The organism is Citrobacter sp. Cpo126 (assembly GCF_030332445.1).
Classification (GTDB): Bacteria; Pseudomonadota; Gammaproteobacteria; order Enterobacterales; family Enterobacteriaceae; genus Citrobacter; species Citrobacter portucalensis.
This window is the reverse complement of sequence record NZ_JAOWHT010000036.1, coordinates 148,396-167,694: the sequence shown is the minus strand read 5'-3', so window position 1 is coordinate 167,694 and position 19,299 is coordinate 148,396. Positions and strand designations below refer to the sequence as shown.

17 protein-coding genes are annotated in these 19,299 nt (G+C 53.1%); 3 read left to right on the top strand and 14 right to left on the bottom strand.

All coding sequences use genetic code 11. From position 1 onward, the window contains the following. The first annotated feature begins 10 nt into the window (after nucleotides 1-10). Nucleotides 11-808 carry a metal-dependent hydrolase gene (locus OGY17_RS15200; protein WP_286607733.1) on the top strand — a complete coding sequence of 266 codons (798 nt, stop codon included), beginning with the start codon at nucleotides 11-13 and terminating at the stop codon, nucleotides 806-808. 416 nt (nucleotides 809-1,224) lie between these two features. Beyond that, nucleotides 1,225-2,658, top strand: coding sequence for a PTS glucose transporter subunit IIBC (gene ptsG / locus OGY17_RS15195; protein WP_003836725.1), 1,434 nt, complete (start codon nucleotides 1,225-1,227; stop codon nucleotides 2,656-2,658). Nucleotides 2,659-2,713: 55 nt separating this feature from the next. Here the strand turns inward: ptsG and OGY17_RS15190 are convergent, their stop codons facing one another. The 4 genes from OGY17_RS15190 to OGY17_RS15175 all read right to left on the bottom strand — a co-directional run bounded on the left by OGY17_RS15190 (nucleotide 2,714) and on the right by OGY17_RS15175 (nucleotide 7,705). Next, nucleotides 2,714-4,492: an aminopeptidase P family protein gene (locus tag OGY17_RS15190; RefSeq protein ID WP_286607731.1), complete on the bottom strand. Its 1,779-nt coding sequence runs from the start codon at nucleotides 4,490-4,492 to the stop codon at nucleotides 2,714-2,716. 15 nt (nucleotides 4,493-4,507) lie between these two features. Next, entirely contained in the window at nucleotides 4,508-5,962 is a 1,455-nt protein-coding gene (locus OGY17_RS15185) for an AMP nucleosidase (RefSeq protein WP_032942969.1), read from the bottom strand. A gap of 118 nt (nucleotides 5,963-6,080) precedes the next feature. Beyond that, nucleotides 6,081-7,397, bottom strand: a complete 1,317-nt coding sequence (shiA, locus tag OGY17_RS15180; RefSeq protein ID WP_003832199.1) for a shikimate transporter — start codon at nucleotides 7,395-7,397, stop codon at nucleotides 6,081-6,083. 80 nt (nucleotides 7,398-7,477) lie between these two features. Then, nucleotides 7,478-7,705 carry a hypothetical protein gene (locus OGY17_RS15175; RefSeq protein ID WP_240949844.1) on the bottom strand — a complete coding sequence of 76 codons (228 nt, stop codon included), beginning with the start codon at nucleotides 7,703-7,705 and terminating at the stop codon, nucleotides 7,478-7,480. Nucleotides 7,706-7,802: 97 nt separating this feature from the next. Here OGY17_RS15175 and OGY17_RS15170 point away from each other — a divergent pair, with 97 nt between their 5' ends. Beyond that, entirely contained in the window at nucleotides 7,803-8,024 is a 222-nt protein-coding gene (locus OGY17_RS15170) for a hypothetical protein (protein WP_128611808.1), read from the top strand. A gap of 194 nt (nucleotides 8,025-8,218) precedes the next feature. On the opposite strand, the gene OGY17_RS15165 is transcribed toward OGY17_RS15170, so the two are convergent. The 10 genes from OGY17_RS15165 to OGY17_RS15120 all read right to left on the bottom strand — a co-directional run bounded on the left by OGY17_RS15165 (nucleotide 8,219) and on the right by OGY17_RS15120 (nucleotide 19,270). Continuing rightward, a complete protein-coding gene (locus OGY17_RS15165) occupies nucleotides 8,219-9,373 on the bottom strand; it encodes an MFS transporter (RefSeq protein WP_048235640.1) in 1,155 nt (384 codons plus the stop codon). A 78-nt stretch (nucleotides 9,374-9,451) separates the two neighbouring features. Further along, on the bottom strand, nucleotides 9,452-10,054 hold the full coding sequence (locus tag OGY17_RS15160) for a TetR/AcrR family transcriptional regulator (RefSeq protein WP_100272629.1): 603 nt from the start codon (nucleotides 10,052-10,054) through the stop codon (nucleotides 9,452-9,454). 371 nt (nucleotides 10,055-10,425) lie between these two features. After that, a complete protein-coding gene (gene fecE / locus OGY17_RS15155) occupies nucleotides 10,426-11,193 on the bottom strand; it encodes a Fe(3+) dicitrate ABC transporter ATP-binding protein FecE (RefSeq protein ID WP_286607726.1) in 768 nt (255 codons plus the stop codon). Beyond that, nucleotides 11,194-12,150, bottom strand: coding sequence for a Fe(3+) dicitrate ABC transporter permease subunit FecD (gene fecD, locus OGY17_RS15150; protein WP_286607724.1), 957 nt, complete (start codon nucleotides 12,148-12,150; stop codon nucleotides 11,194-11,196). Next, the gene (fecC, locus tag OGY17_RS15145; RefSeq protein WP_286607723.1) at nucleotides 12,147-13,145 is read right to left on the bottom strand and encodes an iron-dicitrate ABC transporter permease FecC; all 999 of its coding nucleotides are present in this window, start codon (nucleotides 13,143-13,145) and stop codon (nucleotides 12,147-12,149) included. The genes fecD and fecC overlap by 4 nt, the downstream gene beginning before the upstream one ends. Next, complete coding sequence (locus tag OGY17_RS15140) at nucleotides 13,142-14,041, bottom strand: Fe(3+) dicitrate ABC transporter substrate-binding protein FecB (RefSeq protein ID WP_153753333.1); 900 nt, start codon at nucleotides 14,039-14,041, stop codon at nucleotides 13,142-13,144. The genes fecC and OGY17_RS15140 overlap by 4 nt, the downstream gene beginning before the upstream one ends. 73 nt (nucleotides 14,042-14,114) lie before the next feature. Next, the gene (gene fecA / locus OGY17_RS15135; RefSeq protein WP_286607720.1) at nucleotides 14,115-16,439 is read right to left on the bottom strand and encodes a TonB-dependent Fe(3+) dicitrate receptor FecA; all 2,325 of its coding nucleotides are present in this window, start codon (nucleotides 16,437-16,439) and stop codon (nucleotides 14,115-14,117) included. An 86-nt stretch (nucleotides 16,440-16,525) separates the two neighbouring features. Beyond that, nucleotides 16,526-17,479, bottom strand: a complete 954-nt coding sequence (gene fecR, locus OGY17_RS15130) for a ferric citrate uptake sigma factor regulator FecR (RefSeq protein ID WP_008784387.1) — start codon at nucleotides 17,477-17,479, stop codon at nucleotides 16,526-16,528. Then, nucleotides 17,476-17,997 (bottom strand): ferric citrate uptake sigma factor FecI, encoded by a 522-nt coding sequence (gene fecI / locus OGY17_RS15125; protein ID WP_008784388.1) that lies wholly within the window; start codon nucleotides 17,995-17,997, stop codon nucleotides 17,476-17,478. Before fecI ends, fecR begins: the two co-directional genes overlap by 4 nt. 289 nt (nucleotides 17,998-18,286) lie before the next feature. Continuing rightward, a complete protein-coding gene (locus OGY17_RS15120) occupies nucleotides 18,287-19,270 on the bottom strand; it encodes an alpha/beta hydrolase (protein WP_286607717.1) in 984 nt (327 codons plus the stop codon). Between the last annotated feature and the right edge of the window lie 29 nt (nucleotides 19,271-19,299).

Sequence of the window (19,299 nt, the reverse complement as noted above, 5' to 3'; positions counted from 1 at the left end):
GAGAGACATTATGTTTTTAGTCGACTCACACTGCCATCTTGATGGCCTGGATTATCAATCTCTGCATAAGGACGTGGATGACGTGCTGGCGAAAGCGGCCGCACGTGATGTGAAATTCTGTCTTGCCGTTGCGACCACTCTGCCAGGATATCGCAGTATGCGCGAACTGGTCGGTGAGCGTGATAATGTGGTTTTCTCCTGCGGCGTGCATCCGTTAAATCAGGATGAAACCTATGATGTTGAGGACCTGCGTCGTTTTGCCGCCGAAGAGGGGGTTGTGGCGATGGGAGAAACCGGGCTGGACTATTTTTACACGCCGGAAACAAAGGTGCGCCAGCAGGAATCTTTTATCCACCATATTCAGATCGGCCGTGAGTTACAGAAGCCGGTTATCGTGCATACCCGCGATGCGCGAGCCGATACGCTGTCTATTCTGCGCGAAGAAAAAGTGACGGATTGTGGCGGCGTACTACACTGTTTTACAGAGGACAGAGAAACGGCGGGCAAATTACTGGACCTTGGATTCTATATCTCGTTTTCCGGCATAGTCACGTTCCGAAATGCTGAGCAGCTCCGTGATGCCGCCCGCTATGTTCCTCTGGACCGGTTATTGGTCGAGACGGATTCTCCCTACCTTGCGCCTGTACCGCATCGTGGAAAAGAGAACCAGCCCGCCATGACTCGTGACGTTGCAGAGTACTTGGCCGTAGTGAAAGGTGTTGCCGTTGGAGAACTGGCGCAGGCAACCACTGATAACTTTGCCCGCCTGTTTCACATCGACGCTTCTCGCCTGCAATCTGTTCGTTAACTGACTTTTTTTAAAGCTCGTAATTAATCACTAATGCGAGTAAAGTTCACCGCCACAAAATGGGCGGTGAATAATCAGTTTGACACATTCAGAAACTCATTTTATCGGAATGTGCGGATTTTGCGGCCATTCACGACTGAACTGTGATAGCCGTCAAACAAAAACAAACTGAATTATTTTACTCTGTGTAATAAATAAAGGGTACTTAGATGCCCTGTACACGGCGAGGTTCTCCCCCCTCGCCAATGCGTGAGAACGTAGAATACACAAAGTCAATCAAGCTGCATCAAGGCGGCAAGTGAGTGAATTGCAGGAGCTTACTAGAGTAAGTGACTGGGATGAGCGAGCGCAGCCCGCCCTGAGGCGGTTTGAAGGATGAAGTGTATAAGCACAAATACTCAGGAGCACTCCTAATTATGTTTAAGAATGCATTTGCTAACCTGCAAAAGGTCGGTAAATCGCTGATGCTGCCGGTATCCGTACTCCCGATTGCAGGTATCCTGCTGGGCGTCGGTTCCGCTAACTTCAGCTGGCTGCCAGCCGTTGTATCGCACGTAATGGCAGAAGCAGGCGGTTCTGTTTTTGCGAACATGCCGCTGATTTTTGCTATCGGTGTTGCGTTAGGCTTCACTAATAATGACGGTGTATCTGCACTGGCATCCGTTGTTGCTTACGGCATCATGGTTAAGACCATGGCTGTTGTTGCGCCGCTGGTTCTGCATTTACCTGCTGAAGAGATCGCCGCTAAACACCTTGCTGATACGGGTGTTCTCGGGGGGATTATCTCCGGTGCGATTGCAGCGTATATGTTCAACCGTTTCTACCGTATCAAATTGCCTGAGTATCTTGGCTTCTTTGCGGGTAAGCGTTTCGTTCCTATCATTTCTGGTCTGGCTGCCATCTTCACAGGTGTGGTTCTGTCCTTCATTTGGCCGCCGATTGGTACTGCTATTCAGACGTTCTCTCAGTGGGCTGCATACCAGAACCCGGTCGTAGCGTTCGGTATCTATGGCTTCATTGAACGCTGCCTGGTACCGTTTGGTCTGCACCATATCTGGAACGTTCCATTCCAGATGCAGATCGGTGAATACACCAACGCTGCGGGTCAGGTGTTCCACGGTGATATTCCTCGCTATATGGCGGGTGACCCGACTGCGGGCAAACTGTCCGGTGGCTTCCTGTTCAAAATGTACGGTCTGCCGGCTGCTGCTATCGCTATCTGGCACTCTGCTAAACCAGAAAACCGCGCGAAAGTGGGCGGTATCATGATCTCCGCGGCGCTGACCTCGTTCCTGACCGGTATTACCGAGCCGATCGAGTTCTCCTTCATGTTCGTGGCGCCGATCCTGTACATCATCCACGCGATTCTGGCTGGTCTGGCATTCCCGATCTGTATCCTGCTGGGTATGCGCGACGGTACGTCGTTCTCCCACGGTCTGATCGACTTTATCGTTCTGTCCGGTAACAGCAGCAAACTGTGGCTGTTCCCGATTGTCGGTATCGGTTATGCGATTGTTTACTACACCATCTTCCGTGTGCTGATCAAAGCGCTGGACCTGAAAACGCCAGGTCGTGAAGATGCTACCGAAGACAGCAAAGCAGGTGCGACCGGTGAAATGGCTCCGGCTCTGGTTGCTGCATTCGGCGGTAAAGAAAACATCACTAACCTCGATGCGTGCATCACTCGTCTGCGTGTCAGCGTGGCTGACGTTGCTAAAGTGGATCAGGCTGGCCTGAAGAAACTGGGTGCGGCAGGCGTTGTGGTAGCTGGTTCCGGTGTTCAGGCTATCTTCGGGACTAAGTCCGATAACCTGAAAACTGAAATGGATGAGTACATCCGTAACAGCTAAGCAGTAAGAAGTTGGGGAGAACTAAGGCAGCCTGCGGGCTGCCTTTTTTATTGCATTAATTAGCCTGAACGCGAATCGGTGCGGTGGCAGCGAACAGCCAGGGACGTGCCTCTGCGTTCACGCGCGGGGATAGCGTCTCTCTGACCTGCTGGTGGTAATCATCAATCCACTGTTTCTCAGCATCACTCAGCAGATGCAGTTCGACCAGATTCAAATCAATCGGTACCAGCGTCAGCGTTGAGAAACGACAGAAACCAGGACGACTGTTGATAATCTCCACCTGATTCTCAATACGGATCCCATATTGTCCGGCCAGATAATAACCCGGCTCGATGGTGATGATGTTGCCTGCGACCAGTGGCCACGGGTTTACTTTTTTGGCGATGCGATGGGGTTGCTCATGAATAAGCAACTGGTGACCCACGCCGTGTCCCGTACCATGATCAAAATCCAGACCCAGCTCCCACAACGCCCGGCGGCTAAAAGCATCCAGTTGATGGCCCTGAGTCCCGCTGGGAAACTGCAGCGAAATAAGCGACAAAAAGCCTTTCAACACGGCAGTGTAATGCAGGCGACGTTGCGGATCTTGTGGGCCAAATGCGAGGGTACGCGTCGTATCCGTCGTACCATTGTGATACTGGCCACCGGAATCATTCAGATACATGGCCTGTGAGGTAATTGGCGTATTGGTTTTTTCACTGGAGTGGTAATGGCACATTGCGGCATTGCTGGCAGAGGCCGAAATCGTACTGAAACTTTGCTCGATAAATCCCGGCTGCTGCTGGCGAAATTCCAGTTGCTTGGCCTGCGCTTCCAGCTCGGTGACCGGATTGCCTGCCGCTTCGCGCAAAGGAACTTCATGGGCCAGCCAGGCAAGGAAGTTTACCCAGGCTGCGCCATCTTGTTCATGGCATTCACGATAGCCTGCCAGTTCAACGTCATTTTTGTGGGATTTCATCAGAGTGATGAGATCGGGCGCCCAAAGAACGTTGCCACCGTGTTCTTCAATGGCAAAACGCAATGCGACCGGGGCGTAGTCTTTATCGACCAGGAAACGCTTCCCATTAGCTAATTGCTGGCAGCGAGTCAGAAAATTCTCTTGCGGGGCCAGTGTAAGCGTATCCAGCAGTGATGCGGGGAGCTGTTGCGTTTTATTGCTATCCACAAACCATTCCAGCTCACCGCTGCGATGGAGCAGGGCAAACGAAAACGGCACTGGTACCATGGCCAGATCCGAACCGCGCACATTCAATAACCAGGCAATGTTATCCGGCAGGGTAATTGCCAGCACGTCAGCCTGGTGTTGAGCGAGTTGTTCCACGACGCGGGCACGCTTTTGCGTGCTGCTTTCCCCGCTGATTTCAATGGGCATTTCACGAATGATGCTACAGGGTGCCGCCGGGCGGTCGAGCCACACCTGGTCGAAAGGATCCTGTGCAAGAGGCACCAACTCGCAATGCGTTGCTGAAAGCGCTTCAAACTGGCTATTGACCATCAGCATCGGTTCAAAGCCGATACGTTTACCTGCTGCAACATGAGACTGCAAATAGTCGGCCAGCGGTTCATCGTGTAAATGATGAATTTCAAAATCATCCAGCGAGACTTCATTGTGCACCTGGACCTGATAACGTCCATCGACAAACATTAATGCGCGGTCTTGCAGGACCAGCGCGAGTCCCGCAGAGCCGCTAAAACCGGTCAGCCAGGCCAGCTTATTGTCATGCGGCGTACAATCTTCGCTTTGATGAGCGTCGGCGCGCGGGACAATCATGCCATCCAGCCCCTGCGCTATCAGCAGGTTACGCAGGGCGGAAAGAGGAGTTGAGTTGTGCATAGTTACCTTCAGGCCTTAACGGAACGGCGGTTCGTTGAACGTACGTAATTTACGGGAGTGCAGTCGGTCGCCTTCAGCACGCAGACGATCGATAGCCCGGATACCTATTTGCAGATGCTCAGAAATGGCACCTTCATAAAAACGGTTGGCCTGACCAGGCAGTTTGATCTCACCGTGCAGCGGCTTGTCGGAAACGCACAGCAGCGTGCCGTACGGAACGCGGAAACGATATCCCTGGGCGGCGATGGTGGCGCTTTCCATATCGATAGCCACCGCGCGGCTGAGGTTAAAGCGTAGCGCAGAAGCGGAATAGCGTAGCTCCCAGTTGCGATCGTCAGTGGTGACGACGGTACCGGTACGCAGGCGCTGTTTAACCTCTTCGCCGGGCATACCGCTGACTTCTTTGGTGGCGTCATACAGTGCGCGCTGCACTTCCGCGATGCTCGGAATTGGAATATCTGGCGGCAGTACGGCATCCAGCACGTGGTCGTCACGCAGATAAGCGTGGGCCAGAACATAGTCGCCAATCGCCTGGCTTTCACGCAGCCCGCCACAGTGACCAATCATCAGCCAGACATCAGGACGCAGTACGGCCAAATGATCGCAAATGGTTTTGGCGTTAGACGGGCCAACGCCGATATTAACCAGCGTGATCCCCTGACCGTCGGCGGTGATTAAATGCCAGGCGGGCATCTGGTGTTTCTTCCAGGCGAGATCGGAGATGGCTTCTTCAGGCGCTTCAGTTTCAGCGGTGATCCAGATCCCACCCGCACAAGAAAGCGCGATATACGGGCTGTCCGGGTCGAGGATCTGGCTGCAACCCCAACGCACAAACTCATCGACATAGCGGGTGTAGTTGGTGAACAGCACAAAAGGCTGAAAATGTTCAACCGGTGTTCCCGTGTAGTGGCGTAGTCGAGCCAGCGAAAAATCTACTCGTCGGGCGTCGAAGTGCGACAACGGGGAGAATTCCGCCGGATGATAGGTACCGTCGGCTGTTTCATCGCCAATCTGTGACAACTCGGTTGTGGGGAAATGGCGCGTTAGGCCGGCGCTCATCGAGCGGTCGAGCGTCAGTTCAGAACCGTCAATGACATACGGATAGGGAATTTCATGCTGCGACGGCTCAACTGAGATATGCGCATCATAATCCTGATACAGCAGCGTGAGTTGTTCTTCAAGATACGGACGAAAAAGCGACGGACGGGTAATCGTAGTGGTGTAGCAGCCCGCATGGGTAAAACGACCATAGGCGCGGGTTTTCGGGGGGTTGGTGGCGCTGCCATCCCAGGTGACACACAGTGATGGGTAAACAAAAAGACCGTTATGGCGGGCGATTACGTCAGGGAGCGTCCCTGTTTCAATATACTTACCAATGGCGCTACGCAGTGCTTTAACCGACTGCTCGTACAGCGCGTCCAGTTTATCCAGTGCCTGAGCTGGGGTCAGGCTGGAGCCCTTATTGTTCATGTCTGTCTCCTTGTTCCACAGATGTACTGCTCTCCCGATAGTATGTCACAGGAATGTGAAACAAAAGTCAGACGTTGAGGAAGATTGTGCGAAGACCGGACGGCCTCCGCACCCTGGCTTAACCGTGCTGCTTATCCCGCATCAGCAATGCTGTAGTGGCGGAAATAAGACAACCCGCCATCAGATAAATGGCCACACTGTGCCAGTCTCCGCCGGAGAATGTTACCAGCGCAGCAGCAATGAAGGGGGTAAAACCGCCGCCAACCACGCTTGCTACCTGATAACCAACGCCCGCGCCGCTGTAGCGGTAGCTTGCGCCAAACAAACCGGTAAACATAGGTTGCTGCACGCAGACCACCATATCGTGTGCAATGTTGGCCAACATAATCGCGAAGAACACGATCCAGAAAATGGATTGCGCTTCTAACGCCATAAAGAACGGGAATGCGCTGAGCGTCCCGACCAGTGCGCCGGTAATGTAAACGCGCCGGCGACCAAAACGGTCGGCGAGCCAGGCGAAGCAGGGGATGGTCAGACAGCTCAGCCCACCCACCAACAAGCCGATATTCAGAAACAGTTCACGGGGTAAGCCCAGATTCTGCGTGGAGTAATTTAGGGCAAACGCAGTGACGATATACATCGTCAGCAGTTCACACAGGCGCAGAGCGATAATTTTCAAAAAGGCACCTGGATGACGGATTAACGCCTCGACTACCGGTAGTCTCTTTTTCTCTGGTTGCGGCGCCTGTTGCTGCTGTTCGAATTCGGCCGATTCATCCATTCGGTTACGCATCCACAACGCGCCCAATACCAGCACGATGCTGAACAGGAATGGAATACGCCAGCCCCAACTCAGGAACTGCTCATCGGTGGTTTGCGAGCTAATCAGCGAGACCAGACCGGTAGAAAGCAGTAACCCGACGCCATAACCGACCTGAACACCGCTGCTGTAGAAGGCTTTTTTATTTTTCGGCGCGCTTTCGACCGAGAGCAACGCCGCCCCGCCCCATTCACCGCCAACGGCGAATCCCTGAATAGCACGCAGCGTCACCAGCAGAACGGGAGCCCACCAGCCAATGGTGTCAAAGGAAGGAATAATCCCTATCAGTGCAGTGGCGATCCCCATCATCCAGACGGTGAGCATCAGCATACGTTTACGCCCCAGGCGATCGCCGAAGTGGCCGAAGATCACCCCGCCTAACGGACGGAACAAAAATCCGACGCCAAAGGTAGCAAATGCGGCAAGTGTCCCCATTGCCGGGCTGACCTGCGGGAAGAACTCGCGGTTAAAGACCAGTGCGGCAGTGATGCCGTAAAGCAGAAAATCATACCAGTCGACCACGGCACCCGCGAAGCTACCAAGCGCAGCGCGTCGGGCGCGGTTAAGTGAAGAGGCGTCCTGTTGGGGACCCGTGGAGGTGAGGGAGGAATCCATAGTTATCCTGTCTGTACTGTTTTTTAGTTATTAGTATTTGAGTTGGGTTACACACATTGCAGTCGCAATATTAACGACCGTTATGAGATTACCGCGACAGACGGGAAGTGAAAACGATTATCTCCCTCATCTGATGGCAACATGAAAAATAAGATGAATGAGAAAACAGAAAAGCAAAAAAACCGCTCGAAAGCAGGGTGTTCAAAAATTGTTGCCTTTTGTTCAAAGTGTGCGCGGTAGATGCGGTAGCCCAGCGCATTAAGCAACATCGCGTCGGCAGGTGTGGCTTCACGGATTTGTAATGTCATGAATGATTCCTGTCCTGGTAATAAATTAACGATTACTGAACTATATCAAAACTGTCAGTGATACAGTGGTATGCGAATATTTCAGAGGCTTATCAGTATGAAGATTGTTTTTATCCCTGCGTTGATCGCCGTCCTGATTGATAAAGAACAGGACATGGGACGGGAATTGACCCGCGATGAGGTTGAGTCCATCCGCGATGGCGCTACAGCCATCCGCCTGCCGGCCGAAGCAGCCGAGGGCATAATCAGAGAGCGCGGCTACCGCGATATTGATCCTGAGAATGTCTGGCGCGAGTGGCAGGCGTATAAAGCTGACTGAATGTTGATGGGAACACACTGCTTTATTGACACATGAAAATTGTGCACTTACACGGATGGGTTTACTCCGCACCTGTCGTGGAGCTGAGGGTCAACTTTGAGCGACATGCAGCCAGTCAGTTTTGAATAAAATTTAACGGCTAAATCGACGCCCCGTAATTTTTATAAGTGGGGCATTTTTATCTTCAGAAACTATTAACTCCAGCCTTGTTTACTACGACGGATATAAGGTAATACGGATAATAAAGCCAGAACCGCTAATACCATTCCAATCCATAGAGCTGAACGTAAACCGAATCCAGATGAAATTGCCATTCCACCTAAATAAGAACCGCCACCTAATCCAATATTGATCACGGAAGTATGAACAGCATTGACCATTGGCCCTGGATGTGCCACGCTGACAATTCTTGCCATCATTGCCGGATTCATTGGCACGCCAGATAAACCGATAAGTATAACAGCCAGAATAGCAATGACCTGATATTGAACAAATAGCGCCATGCCGAGCAAAGAAATACTCAATATTGTTAAGCCGACAACCATAACAGTTAAACTATGGCGATATGCAAGACGTCCAGTTACCATATTCCCGATGATATTGGCTAGTCCATAAAGCATCAGAATGAAGGGAACCGTCTGCATTGTAAATTCACTGACATCAGTCAGCACGGGAACAAAATAACTGAATGCCGCAAAACTTGCTCCCAAAATCAAACAGCTGGTTGCACAGGCTTTCCAATAGGCTTTATTTTTAAATGCCTTAATCTCTTCAGCCATCTTGATAGCACCGCCGCCGCTCATATGTGGCAATAAACGTACTAATGCTAGCAGGCATATGAAAACCAGGACCGCAACCAGCCCAAAACTCATTTTCCAGCCCCAGTGCTGGTCAATGATTGTCGCGATAGGTACACCAAAGACATTGGATACCATAAAACCTGCTATCACTATTGATGCGGCACGAGGGCGATTTTCTACAGATACAAGAGCCATACTTGTCGCGAGTGAAAGACTTAAACACCCTGCACATAAAATACCTGTCACGATGCGAATGGCAACTAACACATTGTAATCAGAGGCAAAGACGCTTAATCCTTGTACGATAACATATAACCCTAACAGCCATAATAATGTTGAGCGATAGGGCGCTTTAAACTTAAGAAAGGTGTAGGTTAATACCGGGCCACCTAGCATTACACCGAATGCATAATATGAAATCAAATGCCCGACTTCGCCGACTGTAACACCAAATGCTTCAGATAGCGTGGTCATCATACCCGCCACCATTAACTCTGCTGTACCTAATGAAAAAATGGCTAACCCTAAAATATAAACGACTAATGGCATGTTTTTTTATTTTTCCTTGTATTGGAATGATCGTTACAAAAATGAGTGCAAGTAAATAATGAATTTTTCCGCTTAAATTTATAAATTGATTAACAGACCAGCGACGACATCTTCGAGGATTTTTCTATCTGAAATGTTTTTATTCAGTACACGTAAACCGTAATAGCCTGCCATAAAGCCTCTCGCCATTTCGACGGCTGATGCTTTATTGTTCAGTTCGCCGCTTCGTTGGCCTTCGATGAATACCGACACCAGCGTTTTTTCTAAATGCTGACGATATTCATTATTCAGGCTCGCAACGGCTTCATCTTTACTGCCCATCTCCAGGGCTGAAAATAAGACCATCGCATCATGCTGCTCTGGCTGAGAAAGATCTTCGGCAATACCCCAGAGCAGAAGGGTATGCAATCGCTCTTTTACCAGACCTGGCTGTGTGAGTATTGTTAACTGTGCTGACATAGTTTGTTCGTGGCTGCGCAACAAAGCTTGCTCGTACAGGGCTTGCTTGCTTCCAAAGGCATTGTATAGGCTTCCCCGCCCTAATCCCGTACCATTGCATAAATCTTGCGCAGAGGTGCCTGCATAACCATTGGCGCTGAAAACAGCGACGGCAGCATCAATGACATCCTGATCTTCGAACTTTCGTGGACGACCTGGAAAGGTTGGTTTTTCAGCACTCATAGGGATGTGGGACTTGAAATGAGTTGAGGCGGCATAGTATTGATTATGGAACGATCAGTCAAATAATTTTCATAAATAAATCAGCGATGACGCGCAGACAGATTTTCTTATGAATTGCTATGCGTTTCTGTAGAGGGATGTGTGGATTTTATCCTTTCCAGGATAGTACGTTGATACAACGGCAACCACGCGTAATGGTTAATCATCACACCGGAATCTGCCGTATTCTAGTGAACGTCCAACGTCCCCCTTCGATTAAGGATAGTGTTGCATCGACCGATTGAACTCACAGGGCAGAGTAAAGTCATCGCAGCGTGAGTGATATGACAGGCGACCTGTTGAAGCCATGGTACCATTACAGACTGTATCATCTACCTCACTACACACATCGGCCTGCCAGATACTGGTTCGGGGTGTATCTCCGTATCCACGCTGAATACGGTTCTCAGCAATCCAGGGTTCATCACCTCTTCTGGTGTGCCTTGCGCCATAACATGTCCGTTCGCCATGACCACCAGATGGTCGCAGTACCGGCTGGCCTGATTAAGGTCGTGCAGCACGGCGACCACCGTTTTCCCCTGAGCCCGGAGTTCGCCCATCAGCCGCATCAGTTCCACCTGATGATTGATATCGAGATAGGTGGTTGGCTCATCGAGTAGTACAACGGGCGTATCCTGCGCCAGGACCATCGCCAGAAATGCGCGCTGTCGCTGACCGCCAGAAAGATCGGTTAACCGTCGGTCAGCAAGATGTTGGATCCGGGTCTGGCTCATAGCATCATGGACCCGCGTATTGTCTTCAACGGAGAGACGCCCCCAGAGTGACAACCACGGGTTGCGACCGTACGAAACAAGCTCCTGGACGGTGATCCCCTCGGGAGTTAAATGGTGCTGGGGCAGCAGCGCCAGCGTGCGGGCTAGCTGGCGTGATGAGAGCGTATTGATGGCACTATCGCCGAGAAATACGCCGCCGGACTGCGGCGTTAACAGTCGTGAAAAACAGTTTAACAACGTTGACTTCCCGCAGCCGTTAGGGCCGAGCAGGGCGGTTGTCTTCCCCGCTGGTAGGGTGAGTGAAACGCCATCAAGCACCTTGTTTGTACCGTAACAGACCGTCAGATTTTCAGTTCGTAATGTCATTTATCGCATTCTCACAAGCAGCCAGACAAACCATGGTGCACCGATAATGGCGGTCAGCACGCCAGCCGGAAGTTCCAGAGGAGGATGAATAATTCGCGCCAGCAGGTCGGCAACCACCAGCAGTAACGCACCTGTCATGGCTGAAACGGGCAGCAGCCAGCGGTGACGTCCACCGGTAATGCTGCGCACCATATGCGGTACCACAAGACCAATAAAGCTAATTGGGCCGCAGACGGCCACGCCGGTCGATGTCATGGCGACGGCCAGTAGTAAAGCCTGGAGCCGAATACGCGGCACCGACACACCGAGCGTGGTGGCGCGCGCATCGCCCAATGCCAGGAGGTCGAGATCGCGGCAAAAACGCAGACTCAGCGGCAGAAACAAAATCAGCAGTGGGGCGGCTATTTTCACAAAGCTCCAGTCACGGCCCCATAAGCTGCCGGTCAGCCACAGCAGGGCGTTGTTCACATCCTGCGGACGCGAAAGCATCAGATAATCCGTCAGGCTGGCCCAGCAGGCAGAGAGCGCAACACCCATGAGCGCCAGCTTCATCGGCTGGCTGGTGTTCGCCAGTATTCTCAGCAGGATCAGGCCCGCCATGCCACCGGCAAAGGCCAGTAGCGGCAGAGTAATCACCGGTAGTGACGGTAAGAGAAGCAGCGCGCCCACAGAGGCAAGATTAGCAGCATGGTTTACGCCGAGGATATCCGGTGATGCCAGAGGGTTACGCACGATCCCTTGCACCAGCACGCCTGCCACTGCGAGGGCTGCACCAACAAGCATCGCCAGCAGCAGTCGCGGCAGGCGGTACGACGTTAATACGAAATGATATTCGCGCCCGGTCTGCCAGTCGCTCAGCAGAGCACGCCAGGGAACGGCGATCACCCCCATTTGTAGTGACAAAACCGAAAGTCCTGCCAGCGCGAGGGCGATGAAAATGACGAACGCAATTTTCATCCACGCCTCCTGACCAGCCAGACAAAACAGGGTGCACCAATCAGCGCCACTACTGCCCCCGCGGGCAATTCGCCAGGGAAGGCCAGCGCTCGGGCCAGAACATCAGCCAGCAGCAGCAGCGTGGCGCCCATAAGCATGCTCATCGGCAGGACCTTGCGCTGATCGAATCCTACCCAGAAGCGAGCCAGATGCGGCATCAGCAGACCGATAAACGCCACCGGACCTGCCACGCTGACGCAGGTACCGACCAGAAGCAGCACCAGAACATTGATGATCAAACGGAGCTTAGGCAGATTCACCCCCAGCGTGCGGGCGGTGCTGTCACTGACGTTAAGCAGGTTCAGTTGATTAGCCAGCAGCAATACCACCGGTACAGCAACCACTACCATTGGGAAAAGCTGCCAGAACTCCTGCCAACGTGCGTGGGATACGCCTCCCGCAAGCCAGTAAAAAATGCCGTAGGCGTGATCTTCCGTCAGCAGCAGAGTGATGCGGCTAAGGGCCATGCAGAAAGCCGAGAACGCGATGCCCGCGAGGATCAGTTTGTTTCTGTCCTGGGTGTGGCGAAATCCACCACCTGCGGTCATCACCATCAGCCAGCTTACGCCACCGCCGCAGGCGGCGATAAAGGCGATGGAGTAACCCGTAACGGGCGCAGGGCTGATAGCGCTGGTAAGCGCCATCGTCAGCGCTGCGCCACTGTTAATACCGAGTAGTGAAGGGGAGGCCATTGCATTATGCGTCAGGGTCTGCAGCAGCGTTCCCGCCAGAGCCAGGCTTGCGCCGATCAAAATAGCGACCAGGCTTCTCGGCAAACGAAGGTTTTGCACCAGCGCTTGTGGAAGCGTCGGCGTATGGCCTGGTAGCAGGGCGTCAATGGCGTCAACGCCGGAAACAGGAATGGCCGAGTAGCAAAATAGACTCAGCCAGAAGATAGCGATAAGCGCGACAAGGGGAAGCCCCCACTGTAGCGCTGGATGTTTGAAAATTGTCATTTCACATCGGATAAAGGCTGGTGGTGAAAGATTTTTACCGTGTCGCTGGCAATGCGTTCGGCTGCGAAAATGCCGCGCATCCGCGCCCAGGCGTTACTGTCGACCGACGCCGTCTGCTGTTTTTGCGCCGCAGTTAACATCTGCCACAGCGGGTCTTGTTGCCAGCGTTTCACGATGCTCTCTTCACGATAGTGCGCGACCAGCAGCCATGCCGGATTGAGCGCCAGCAGCTGTTCCAGACCGATGGACGGCATAGACGAACCCGCCATAGCTGCAGGCACCGTCAGCCCCAAAGAGGTCAGGACGCCCCCGGTCCAGGTCTCCTGAGTATGCAGGTTGAACTGCTGCTCCCTGGACGTACCAAACACCACCATTGTGTCTTTTGGCAGTTGGCTGGCCCACGCTGACATCTGTTGTTGGTGTTGCGCCAGGCGTGACTGCATCTGTGCTTTTTTACCCACAATTTCACCGATGATGGCCGCAGATTGCAGATTTTCAGCGTAAGTTTCATTGCGAGACTTGAGCAGCAGCACAGGTGCGATTTGCTGTAAGGCGCTGTAAATACCCGCATGGCGGCTGCTGTCGGCAATGATCAGATCCGGTTTCAGCGCGCTGATGGCTTCTAAACTCGGCTGCGCACGCGTGCCGACAGACTGCCAGGGTTTCAGATGGGCACGAACCTCTGGAAGAATGCGCATGGCATCGTTATCGTCGGCAATGCCGACCGGACTGACATCGACAGCAGCCAGTGCGTCCGCGAACGACAGTTCCAGCACCACTATCCGTTGTGGCGTTTTATCAAGCGTAAAGGTGCCATGTTCGTCATGAACCGTGGCGGCAAAAGCATGGCCGGTGAGCAGCAGAGCGGCGAATAGCGTGCGTAATGGTGTGAACATGTAAATTGCCTGTGTCGGGTGGCGTTTCGTTTGCCCGACCTACAAAACAGCATGCAGGCCGGGTAAACGGGGTTTAGAACTTCAACGAACCCTGCATATACAGCGTGCGCGGCTGGCCTGCGTAGATGCCTTTGTTGTTGTCGTCGTAAGAGCGGGTGAAATACTCTTGGTCGAAGATATTTTTCACGCCAAACGCCAGGTTCAGGTCTGCCATCTGCGGACCAAAGTCATAGGCCATGCGTGCGCCCCAGAGCATAAAGCCAGGGATGCGACCGGTACTGCCGTCAGCGCTCTCTTTAACGGTGTTGGTGTTGTCCGCAAACTGGCTGGACTGGAAATCGCTGTTCAGGTTGAAGGTCCAGCTACCCGGCTTATAGTCCACGCCCAACGTGCCTTTGTGTTTTGGTGAGAAGGGCACCTGATTGCCGTAGGTATCGCCTTTCTCGCGGATCTCAGCGTTCACATACGCATAGCTTGCGTAGACTGAAACGTTGTCGAGCGTTGGCGTCAATGTGCCGAGATCATAGCGAGTCTGAGTTTCCAGTCCGGTATGGCGCGTTTTACCGCGTGCGGTAACGGTGTCGTTGGTTTGGTTGGAGTCGTACTGATTATTAAAGTTAATCAGGAATAGCCCCATTTCCGCCGTCAGCGCGCCATCGTCGTACCGGGTTCCGAGCTCCCAGGTTCGCGCTTTTTCCGGTTCCACATTGCCGCTTTGCACAGCCTTGCCAATTTGGCTGTACTGTACGGTGCCGAATGAGCCTTCAGTGTTTGCATAAAGATTCCAGCTATCAGTCAGGTGATAAAGTACGTTTAGCGCCGGAAGTGGGGCGTTGTAGCTTACTTCCTCATGTGTGCCTTTGATGGCGTTGTTCTGGTATGACTCGATATGTTCAAAGCGCATACCCGGTGTGATAGTCCAGTTGCCAATGTCGATTTTGTCATCCAGATACCAGGCGTGCGCTTCGGTGCCCGAACGAGTGTCGCGATCGTAAGGGCTGGCGCTGGACGGCAGTTGTCCGCTGCTGGTGGCCGTGTAGTAACGCATTTCATGCGTCGACTCGCTCACATAACGGTATCCCACGCCCACTTCGTGCGCGGAAGGACCCACCATAAAGCTCTGACTGTAGCGTGGTTCAATGCCGCGTACCCAGTAGTTACGCGGTGAAAGGGTGAAGCGTTTTCCCTGTTCCAGGTAGCCGCTGCGCAGGGTTTCAGTGTAGAAGCCCTGAATATTGAATTTATGTTGGCTGTCCGGCTGGAACTGATAGCCGAGGCTTGCCAGCTTGCGGCGCCCCCAGAAGCGATCGTAAGGGCGCGTGGATTGCCAGCGGTCGGCATCGTAATCCGCGCGAGACAGGCCGCCGGGCATGTCAGCTTCACCGTCGTAGTATTGCAACAGACTGTTGAAGGTATGCACTTCGTTTGGCGCATATTTGCTTTTCAGCATCAGGTCGTCGATGCGGGTCGCGCTGTGTTCGCGCCAGTCGCTTCCACGTGTACCGGAGTAGAGCAGGGCGGTACCAAAACCGTTATCCGCCGTGCCACCCACCATCAGGTTGTGCGTTTCTTTTGGGTTATTTTGTGAAGATGTTGGGCTGAGCTGGCCTTCCACGCCGGCTTCCATGCCGAAGTCTTGCGGAATAGCGCGGGTAACAAAGTTCACCACCCCGCCCACGCTCTGTGGCCCGTAACGCACCGCGCCACCGCCGCGAACCACGTCGATGGCGTCCATATTTCCGAGTGAGACGGGCGCCAGTGAAAGCTGCGGCTGGCCGTAAGGGGCAAACGGCACGGGAATACCGTCCATCAGCACCGTTGAACGGCTGGCCAGGCGCGGGTTCAGGCCGCGAATACCAAAGTTCATTGCCAGATCGTGGCTACCGGTGCCGTTGTTTTCTGGGGCGGTAACGCCAGGAATGCGGTTCAGTACCTCGCGCATGGATGTTGCGCCGGTTTTGGCAAAATCCTCACGGCGGATGACGTCACGTGCGCCGGCATGCTCGAATACGTCGTTTTCGCGCGCATCCCCCAGCCAGTCGCCCACCACGGTCAGGGCATCTTCTTGCGGTGTTGGTGCGGGCTCCAGCGTCCAGCTATTATTACCCAGCGATTTCACCTGCAGGCCACTACCGTTCAGCAGGTGTTGCAGGCCAGTTTCGACGTCGTAGTCACCGTGAAGACCGTTACTCTGTTTGCCGCGCGTCAGGCTGGCGTCAACCGACAGGGTAATTCCGCTGAGCGCGGCATACTGATTAAGGGCTTTGTCGAGCGAACCCGGTGCAATATCAACCTGCGCTGCGAAGGCGGATAACGACAGCCCGGCCAGCGGCAGCAGGCTCAGGCGAACGGCGTTAACCAAAGGTGTTGTTTTGCGAAAAACGCATAAAGGCGTCATACCTTCTCCATCATCATTTTTGTTGTGTTCATCTATGAGTCGGATGAGGAGGGGAAAAAGGACAATCGAAATGAGAATTATTTTTCTTACAATGCAGAAATATTTACCCAGTATCGCGTAACTGACTGAATTTTCACTGGAAGAGTCTTGGCAATAACATCCAGGATTGCATCAGTATTTTTCAGCGGGAAAGTGCCACTCAGGCGTAACCCGGCTACAGCCGGATCGCAGCGCAGCACGCCGTTGCGATAACGGCTCAGCGTGGCAATCACTTCACCCAAAGGTTTATCGCTGAAGCTCAGAATGCCCTGCGTCCAGGTGGCGCTTTCATCATCCGCTGAGGCTACTGCACCAAATTCAGACGCGCTAAACTGCAGGCTCTCGCCAGCGCTGACGATGCGTTTTTCCTGCGGACGATTTGCCAGTAAGACTTCAACAGCGTGTTGTTGAACGACAACGCGTGTGACGTTGTCCTGCTGGTAGACGGTAAATTCTGTGCCTAATGCGGTGAGCTGGCCCTGGCGGGTCACAACGCGGAAAGGTCTCTGCTGCGCGTCTTTTGCGGTAGTAATAGCAATTTCGCCGTACCAGAGATGGACAGCGCGTTGACGCGTATCAAAACGAACGTCCGCGGCGCTTTGTGTGTTGAGCGTCAGCAGCGAGCCATCTTCCAGCCGCTGATGGCTGACCGCGCCTTTAGCGGTGCGGTAATCCGCGCGCAGACCTTCACCGGCTTCAGACTGCCAGAGCTGCCAGCCGCCGCCTACGCCGAGCAGCAGCAGTAGCCCTTTCATGACATGACGACGGGTAAGGCGCGTATCGTGCAGCGCCCGGCTGGCGACATCGCCCGGTACGCGGCTGAGCTGGCTGCGCAGGTTTTCAACCTGTTGCCAGGCCCACTGATGATCTTTGTCCTCTTCGTACCATTGTTGCCAGCGCGCTTCTTGCTGTGGGCTGACACGCTCGCCGCTCAATACAGCATACCAGTGCGATGCCGAGCGCAATGCCTGGCGGCGAGAATCGGTGATAGAAGCGTTCACAGACCGTGCTCCAGACGAAACAGCAGACAATGTTCGATAGCCTTTGCCATATACTTTTTCACCGAACTGACGGAGATACCGAGCTTCAGCGCGATCTCGCTGTATGTCAGACCATCCAGTTGCGAAAGCAGAAACGCCTCTCGTGTTTTTCCGTTCAGCCCGTCAAGCATGCTGTCGATGAGTTGCAGGGTTTCGAGCTGGCTCTCGCGTTCCTCGGGGGAAGGCGCGAGCGCCTCCGGCATAAGCGCCAACATCTCCAGATAGGCTTTTTCCAGCGCGTTTCGGCGAAACAGGTCGACCATCACCCGTTTGGCGAGAGTGCACAGAAAGGAGCGCGGATCGCGGATCGTCGAGAGCGAGTCGCTGCCCATTACCCGTAGAAAAGTGTCCTGGGCAATGTCATCTGCATCAAAGGCGGACTGGAGTTTGCGCGTCAGCCAGCTTTTCAACCAGCCGTGATGTGCGCCATAAAGCGACTCGAGCGTAAAGGAAGCAGTGGTAGTGGCGTGGTCAGACATGTGGAATGTATCAAAAGTTAATTATCACGCGATTATAGTAATATGAGAATGGTTATCATTACAATTAGAAATATAATTGTATTACGTTGAACTTCTTAATGCGTTGTTATTTATAAAAATGTTATGAGGTGGATATCGGATGGGGAAGGGGAGTCTGCTTCTGGCATGTGACGGTTGGAATGACATCTGACCATGTCTGCTGTGAGCATGGAGCAGACGAATGCTTTAAAGCATGCTGAACTCTTTAAAAGTAAACCGTCTTGGGAGGACACCGAGAGCAGAGCAGCTGTTACTTTTCGGGAAAAGGTGAGTTGCGGATCAGGAAATGCTCAATCGAGTCGATTAAACCGGGAGCTAAGGGGAGCGCGGGTTCAGCGTATGTCGCGATATTCGCTTTGCGATCGTCCGAAGTCACCTCTTTCATAACATGGTTCATATTGGGCAGTATAACCAGGGACGCTTGAGGATTCGCGGCCTTAAGCAGTCTTGCATCCGTTTCTTCCACCTGGAGATCGCGTTGCCCTTGTAGCACTAACACGGGTTTGGAAATACTCGAAATGAGATGACCCGGATTATATGAAAACGCATTGATCAAAAACCCCTGAACAGCGGGATTAAAGATACTTTGCAGTGCTGGGTGAATATTCGTAATATCGACTCGCCGCCGATGCTCCAGAGCATCAATTATCGGCAGCGCCTGCTTTAATAGAATTTCATTTTCCGGATTAGCGTTAAGTTGCCCCCTCAACACCTCGCCCATCGGCCTCCCAGGCGTTGCGATAAGAACCACACCGCACACATTCTCTTCTTGAGCCGAGGCAAGTGCGACTACGCCCCCTTCGCTGTGTCCTAAAATCCAAACACAGGGAGTATGCATGTGACGTCTAAGCACGTCTACCCAGGATCGAACGTCGTCAACATAGTCAGCAATCGTCACCGCATTGGCATCCTCTACGGCCATTGCGCTAGCGAACATTCCACGTTTGTCGATACGAAGTGTCGCAAAACCTTTGGCAGCAAGGCCTTCAGCAAGAAGTCGGTAAGGCGATGCATTCACACCAAGTGGGTTGTTTCCATCCCGATCGGTTGGCCCGGAGCCAGGAACGATAAGAACAACGGCTGTTGGTTTTGAATTCGGGGTGAGTAACGTGCCTTTCAAAGGGCCTTTTGGCCCTGCGGCATCCAGGACAGTTTCGGAAAAGGTCTCCGGTACTGCCGCCAGACTCACAAATGGGCAAGCGCCCAAAAGGGCAATTGAGGCGGCAATATTCATTGGAGATGTTCCTGTAAAATTCAGCGTAC

What these genes read in the sequence shown, in the direction of transcription:
- shiA (WP_003832199.1), bottom strand. Translation starts at nt 7,397, where the DNA reads ATGGATTCCTCCCTCACCTCCACGGGTCCCCAACAGGACGCCTCTTCA.
- OGY17_RS15165 (WP_048235640.1), bottom strand. Translation starts at nt 9,373, where the DNA reads ATGCCATTAGTCGTTTATATTTTAGGGTTAGCCATTTTTTCATTAGGT.
- OGY17_RS15160 (WP_100272629.1), bottom strand. Translation starts at nt 10,054, where the DNA reads ATGAGTGCTGAAAAACCAACCTTTCCAGGTCGTCCACGAAAGTTCGAA.
- OGY17_RS15120 (WP_286607717.1), bottom strand. Translation starts at nt 19,270, where the DNA reads ATGAATATTGCCGCCTCAATTGCCCTTTTGGGCGCTTGCCCATTTGTG.
- OGY17_RS15190 (WP_286607731.1), bottom strand. Translation starts at nt 4,492, where the DNA reads ATGCACAACTCAACTCCTCTTTCCGCCCTGCGTAACCTGCTGATAGCG.
- OGY17_RS15185 (WP_032942969.1), bottom strand. Translation starts at nt 5,962, where the DNA reads ATGAACAATAAGGGCTCCAGCCTGACCCCAGCTCAGGCACTGGATAAA.
- fecD (WP_286607724.1), bottom strand. Translation starts at nt 12,150, where the DNA reads ATGAAAATTGCGTTCGTCATTTTCATCGCCCTCGCGCTGGCAGGACTT.
- fecE (WP_286607726.1), bottom strand. Translation starts at nt 11,193, where the DNA reads ATGACATTACGAACTGAAAATCTGACGGTCTGTTACGGTACAAACAAG.
- OGY17_RS15200 (WP_286607733.1), top strand. Translation starts at nt 11, where the DNA reads ATGTTTTTAGTCGACTCACACTGCCATCTTGATGGCCTGGATTATCAA.
- fecC (WP_286607723.1), bottom strand. Translation starts at nt 13,145, where the DNA reads ATGACAATTTTCAAACATCCAGCGCTACAGTGGGGGCTTCCCCTTGTC.
- fecA (WP_286607720.1), bottom strand. Translation starts at nt 16,439, where the DNA reads ATGACGCCTTTATGCGTTTTTCGCAAAACAACACCTTTGGTTAACGCC.
- ptsG (WP_003836725.1), top strand. Translation starts at nt 1,225, where the DNA reads ATGTTTAAGAATGCATTTGCTAACCTGCAAAAGGTCGGTAAATCGCTG.
- OGY17_RS15170 (WP_128611808.1), top strand. Translation starts at nt 7,803, where the DNA reads ATGAAGATTGTTTTTATCCCTGCGTTGATCGCCGTCCTGATTGATAAA.
- OGY17_RS15140 (WP_153753333.1), bottom strand. Translation starts at nt 14,041, where the DNA reads ATGTTCACACCATTACGCACGCTATTCGCCGCTCTGCTGCTCACCGGC.
- fecI (WP_008784388.1), bottom strand. Translation starts at nt 17,997, where the DNA reads ATGTCTGACCACGCCACTACCACTGCTTCCTTTACGCTCGAGTCGCTT.
- OGY17_RS15175 (WP_240949844.1), bottom strand. Translation starts at nt 7,705, where the DNA reads ATGACATTACAAATCCGTGAAGCCACACCTGCCGACGCGATGTTGCTT.